The sequence below is a fragment of the Kribbella sp. genome, from assembly GCF_035655035.1.
Taxonomy (GTDB): Bacteria; Actinomycetota; Actinomycetes; order Propionibacteriales; family Kribbellaceae; genus Kribbella.
In genome coordinates this window covers 1-5,364 of record NZ_DASRVN010000230.1, presented here as the reverse complement: position 1 = coordinate 5,364, position 5,364 = coordinate 1, and the positions used below count along the sequence as shown (strand labels likewise).

Below are 5,364 nucleotides of genomic sequence, written 5' to 3'. Positions count from 1 at the left end.
GTGACCGGGGTGACCGGTACGACCGGCGGTTCGTTCGTACGCGCGGCGCCGGGGTCTTCTGGGGTACGCCGAGGCTCCGGGTTCGTCTCTCCCGTCCGAGGCTCGGGCGTGTGCGTACGGTCGGTACCCGGGGTGGTCGGCTCCGGCGTATGCGTGCGGTCCGAGCCCGGGGTGGTCGGCTCCGGCGTGTGCGTACGGTCCGTGCCCCGGGTGGTCGGGTCCGGGGTGTGCGTGTGGTCGGTGCCCGGTGTGGTCGGCTCCGGCGTACGTGTGCGGCCGGGCTCCGGCTTTGTTTGCTCGGTGCCGCGGCGGTCCGACGGTTCAGTGCGCGATGACGTTGGCTCGGTACGGTCGTGTGTCGTGTGCTCGTGGTGCCCGGCGGGCGTGGGCGTACCCGGATCGGTCCGGCCGGTCGAGGTACCCGGGTCCGTCCGCCCGGCGGACGTACCAGGATCGGTGTGCCCGGTCGACGTACCCGGATCGGTCCGCCCAGTTGACGTACCGGGATCGGTCCGGCCGGTCGACGTGCCCGGATCGGTCCGCCTGGCCGACGTACCCGGATCTGTCCGGCCCGCCGACGTGCCTGGGTCCGTGCGGCCCGTGGGTGTTTCTGTGTGGCCGGGCGTGGTCGAGCCCGGGTGGGCGTGGGACACCGGCTGTACCGGCGGGGTCACGACCGGCTGGTCGGGCTGGTGGCGTCCGGCCGGGGTCGTGGGGTCGGTGTGGGTGGGGTCGTGGGTCCCGTTCGGCGAACCGGTCTGCGGGTCCGGGTGCGACGCCGGCCGGCCCGTGAGCGGATCGGGGCGCGAGGTCTGCGTCCCGGCACCCGGGCCATCACCCGCGTGTGCCCCGGGGCCATCACCGACATGCGAACCCGGACCGTCACCGACTCCGGCATGCGTACCCGGGCCGTCACCAACACCAGGATGTGCGCCCGGGCCAACCCCAGCATGCGCACCCGGACCGTCGCCAACGCCGGCATGCGTACCCGCGCCGTCACCAACATGCGCGCCCAGCCCGTCACCGACGCCGGTGTGTACGGCGCCGCCGTCGCCCGTGTGTACCCCGGGTCCGTCGCCCGTGTGTGCGGATGGGATGTCGACGTTCGACGTTCCGGCTCTCGACTCCGGTACGCCGGTGTGGGCACCGGGGACGTCGCCCGCGTGATGGGCGACCGATCCGCCGGTGTCCGCGGCAGTCACCACCGGGATGTCGGCCTTCGGTGTGTGCAGCTGGAAGTTGTGGCCGACGATCGGGATCTTCGCCATCTTGTCGACCACATCGGCGACCTTCGGGATCTTCGTCGCCAGTCCCAAGGCACCATCGTGCAGGCCGATCTTGACACCCTGGACGTACTCCGCCGCCTTCGCCACCTTCGCGGCGGCCAGGCTCAGCTTCCCGAGCTTCCCGGCGGTCGCCACAGCCTTCGCCCCGGCCGCCACTCCGCCGGTGCCGACCGTCGTGGCGACGTTGGTCAGCACCATCCCGAGCGCCTTCGCCGGGTTCTTCGACCACTCGTCCCAGGCGATCAGGCTCTTGCCGATCTCGAGCGACTTCTCGCCGATGTCCTTCACCCATTGCGGCCGGGTGTCCTTACCGGTGACCGCGTCGAAACCCCACCAGGCGAGCTGGAACGGGAGCGCCGTCAGCCCGACCGCAAGGTCCTTCAACCCCACCCACGCTTTTCCGGCGGCGTCCCAGGTCGGGATGTCGTACCCGAAGGTGCTCTTGGCCCACTTCCGGACACCGTCGATGCTGCCGAGCGCCGGCAACACCGGGATCACCGTCAGGATCCCCTCGATCGCCTCGCCGATGACCTGCACGACACCCACCAGGAACTGGCCGACGGCGTGCAGGGCGCCGAGGTACCACGGCCTGTCCCGCTCCTCCGGCGTACCCCAGGGCTCTTCCTGCTTGTCGTCGCCGCCCTGCTTCGGCGTCTCACCCTGCCTGGCCCCGGTCTTCGGGTCCCACGGCTTCCCGCCGAACAGCGCGAGGATCGCGTTCGCGCAGCGGAAGCTCATGTCGGGCAGGTCCACCGTCATGATGTTGTGGACGTCCTGCACCATTTGGTTGTTCTTGTCGATCATCCACTGGTCGTTCTGCCAGTCCGGGTTGCCGTTCTTCCGGCGCATCCAGTCATAGGCATCCGCTCGGATCGCCCGCAGGCGGTCGGCCTTGGCCTGTACGCCGTCGCCGAACACGGTCAGGTGATGCGAGATCTGCGGAAGGTTCGAACCGAACTCGGTCAGGTTCTTCTGCACCAGCTGCGTCGAGTTGACCAGCACCTCGCGCTCCGGCGCGTGATACACCTCGTTCAGCCCGCCGAACGACTTGTGCACGTTGTTGCCGACGTCCGAGAAGCCTTGCCCGAGCTTCCCCAACGGGCCGGCGTTCTGCTGGATCGCCGCGGCGACCCTGTCCAGATCCTCGACGGGGATGCCTTCAGGCTTGATCATCCGGGGAACTCCTCGATCACACGAAGTCGTAGCGGGCGGGCAGGGTTCAGCTGTGCGCGCGGGCGGCGGCGAGCGCGTCGTCGAACGACGTGCGGCTGGGGGCGTAGGAGTCGACCGACTCGTCGCCGACCAGGAACACCTGGTTCGCGTAGCCGGGCGGCGTCAGGACGACGAACTCGTCCACCCGCTCCGCGTCCCAGTCCGCCAGGTCCTGCTCGGTGACGGAGTACTCCGGGCCGGCAGCCTGCTCCGCCAGCCACCCGGCCAGCCGGCGCCGCGCGGTGGCGAGCACGTCGTCGCTCGTCGGGTCGGTACTCACTCGGCGACCATCCCGGTGCTGCCGTGCGGTTTCGAACCGGGTGGCGCCGGGATCTCGCCACGAGCGGCAGCCTGCTGTGCGTTCAGCGCCATGTCTTCCTGACCGTGCATGTACGCGACGGTCGCGTTCTGCGCGCCGGTCAGCGAAGCGCTGATCTGCTTGGCCGCCGCCTCGATCATCGGCGCCCAGTGCGTCGAATACTCACTGACTGCTGACGCCGCCACCCTGATGACGTCATAGTTCATGCCCTGGACCAAACCGTTCATGTTGAGCCCGTAGAACTCCCCGAGGCTCGAGAACGGTTCGGCCGCGCTCTGCGTTGCCCTCAGTACGCGCTCGACGCCCGGCGGATCGATGTCCCAGTCCATCGCTGACCTCCTCCTGAAAGCGTCAGCCGCCGATGCCGTCGACCGCGGACTGCGCCTTCTTCAGCGTCGCCGCAGCGGTCGAGTCGTTGGCGGCCATGGTCTCCTGCAGCGTCTTGATCACCGAGAGTGTCGAGTCGGCGGCCTTGTTGAACCGGTCCTCGACGGCGCGGTACGAGTCGGTCACGCCGCTCGCCGACGCGTCCGCGAGCGCGCTCTGGACGTTCTTCCGGTGCTCCGCGATCAGGCCCTGGATCTGGCCGGACAGCCGGTTGATGTTGGCCTGCACCTCGCCGGAAGCGGCGGTGTCGTAGCTGTTGCGGTTCGCCATCGTCGTTCCCTCTCTCAGCGCTTGCCGAAGCGGGCGCCGTCGAAGTCCGCGGCCCCCTCGTTCTTCTTCGCGGTCTGGGCCATGTCGCTGTCACCGGTACGGAACGCGGTGTCCATGCCCGCCTGACCCTCGGTGATCCGGCCCATGCCCGCGTTCAGGTCCGCGGCGATGCTGTCGACGTTCGCCTTGAAGGCGTCGAACGCACCCTTACCGGCACCGTTCATCTTGCCCTCGAGCGGCTGGGCCGCCGCGACCAGTTGCTTCACCAGGCCGCCGAGGTCCTGGGTGCCGGTCGAGGTCTTCTTCGTCAACTGGCCCAGGGTCTCCTGACCCATGTCCCATCGCTGTCCCACAAGCTTCTCCTTCGCACTGGTCTGCGCCGCAAACGCAACCCTAAACGGGGTTTCGGGTCATAACACAATCGTCCCAGAAAGACGCGGAGGTGTAGCGAAACTGGTTGATGATGGCAATCATTTCGACCAGGATCGAAAGGTCTCCCCGAGGGTCACGACCACCGGAACCGGCCACCAGGGCCGCCGAGTTGTTGCCTCAGGCATCTTTCCGGGCGGTACGGCGGCCGGGTCCCCCGCTCGTCCGCCCGGACCGCGAGGCGGGGGCACTCGTGCGTACGGACCCGGCGCCCGGCACAATCTGGTGTCGGAAAGGGTGGCGATGACTGGTACGACGAACGACTCGACGGTCCTGAAGGCGATCGCGGACCTGGCCCCGCTGTGGATGCCAGGCTGTGTCGTCGACACCACCGAGCGTACTGTCGAGGTCGGCTGGGGCCGGGGCGCGCTGCAGATGTCCGCGGTCGTCGGGCTCGGCGAGATCATCGAGCGTTGTCTCCAGCTGCCGCAGCAGCTGTGGGCCGACCAGATCGAGGCGTGGTTACGGGCTGTGGTCGCGGAGGGTGAGCTCGCCACCGAGGAACACCGGTTCGGCGACGTCGCCGGCCGGCAGCGCGCGATGCTGCTGCAACGCGGCTGGTCCGCGCGGACGGCCGGCCCGGTCGCGGACGCGCTGATCCCGTTCGGCGACCACTTCGAGGTCGTGGTGTTCGTCGGTACCGGGAACGACTACCGCCGGCTGACCGTCGTACGGCGGTCGATGCTCGGCCTCGGCGACCCCGACGTACCATCGCCGGTGCAGTTGACGCTGGACCAGATCTCGGACCTGCGCCCGATCGAGCAGGACGGCTTCTCGGTCCTCACCCGCGCCGACGACCCGCTGGTGTCGATGGCGATCGTCGACCGGGACAACTTGTTGCCGCAAGCATCCATCGGGCTCGGGGTGCTGGTCGCCGTGCCACGGCTGAGCACGGTGGCGTTCTGCGCCGCGGACGCGGGTCAGGAGGTCGCGGACCGGCTGGCGCGGTACGTCGCCGAGACCTACAAGGACGCGCCGGACCAGTGCAGTCCGGACCTGTACTGGCTGCAAGGTGATCGGATGGTCCAGATCCCGGTCACCCTCGCGACGCCGCCGGCGGCTGTCCTGCCGCCGGCACTGCTGCCCACGCCGCGCCGCACCTGGCTCCGGCACCTGTTCCAGCAACTGTTCCGCCGCTGACCAGAGCGCAGGCCTCGTCAGCGCAGAGTCACCCGTAACGGGCCTGCCTCGGAGCCAAAGTCACCCGGCAGCACGCCTCCCCGCCGCTGTCTTCTTCGCCGGTGCCTTCTTCGCCGCCGTCTTCTTCACGGCAGCCTTCTTAGCCGTGCTCTTCGTGGCGACTGCCTTCTTGGCCGGTGTTTTCTTCGCGGCCGTCTTCTTCGCCGGCAGCGCCCTGGCCGCCTGCTTCGCGCTCGGCTTCGCCGCCCGGCCCTTGAGGATCTCCGCGAGGAACTGCCCGGTGTACGACGCCGGGTTCGCGGCGACCTCTTCCGGCGTACC

5 protein-coding genes and 2 pseudogenes are annotated in these 5,364 nt (G+C 69.3%); 1 reads left to right on the top strand and 6 read right to left on the bottom strand.

Going from position 1 to position 5,364, the window contains the following annotated elements:
• The 5 genes and pseudogenes from VFF46_RS13240 to VFF46_RS13220 form a co-directional block, all read right to left on the bottom strand.
• A pseudogene (locus tag VFF46_RS13240) lies at positions 1-2,459 on the bottom strand (hypothetical protein); the annotation flags it as partial.
• 46 nt (positions 2,460-2,505) lie between these two features.
• Positions 2,506-2,778 (bottom strand): hypothetical protein, encoded by a 273-nt coding sequence (locus tag VFF46_RS13235; protein WP_325037396.1) that lies wholly within the window; start codon positions 2,776-2,778, stop codon positions 2,506-2,508.
• On the bottom strand, positions 2,775-3,146 hold the full coding sequence (locus VFF46_RS13230; protein ID WP_325037395.1) for a DUF6507 family protein: 372 nt from the start codon (positions 3,144-3,146) through the stop codon (positions 2,775-2,777). Before VFF46_RS13230 ends, VFF46_RS13235 begins: the two co-directional genes overlap by 4 nt.
• A 22-nt stretch (positions 3,147-3,168) precedes the next feature.
• The gene (locus VFF46_RS13225) at positions 3,169-3,474 is read right to left on the bottom strand and encodes a hypothetical protein (RefSeq protein WP_325037394.1); all 306 of its coding nucleotides are present in this window, start codon (positions 3,472-3,474) and stop codon (positions 3,169-3,171) included.
• Between the two features lie 14 nt (positions 3,475-3,488).
• Positions 3,489-3,827: a hypothetical protein gene (locus VFF46_RS13220; protein ID WP_325037393.1), complete on the bottom strand. Its 339-nt coding sequence runs from the start codon at positions 3,825-3,827 to the stop codon at positions 3,489-3,491.
• A 319-nt stretch (positions 3,828-4,146) separates the two neighbouring features.
• On the opposite strand from VFF46_RS13220, the gene VFF46_RS13215 reads away from it, so the two are divergent.
• Positions 4,147-5,043 (top strand): hypothetical protein, encoded by an 897-nt coding sequence (locus VFF46_RS13215; RefSeq protein ID WP_325037392.1) that lies wholly within the window; start codon positions 4,147-4,149, stop codon positions 5,041-5,043.
• A gap of 60 nt (positions 5,044-5,103) precedes the next feature.
• Here the strand turns inward: VFF46_RS13215 and VFF46_RS13210 are convergent.
• Positions 5,104-5,364: pseudogene (locus VFF46_RS13210) on the bottom strand (hypothetical protein); the annotation flags it as partial.

Excerpts from the sequence above, each read along its gene's own strand:
- VFF46_RS13215 (WP_325037392.1), top strand. The coding sequence starts at position 4,147 with ATGACTGGTACGACGAACGACTCGACGGTCCTGAAGGCGATCGCGGAC.
- VFF46_RS13225 (WP_325037394.1), bottom strand. The coding sequence starts at position 3,474 with ATGGCGAACCGCAACAGCTACGACACCGCCGCTTCCGGCGAGGTGCAG.
- VFF46_RS13230 (WP_325037395.1), bottom strand. The coding sequence starts at position 3,146 with ATGGACTGGGACATCGATCCGCCGGGCGTCGAGCGCGTACTGAGGGCA.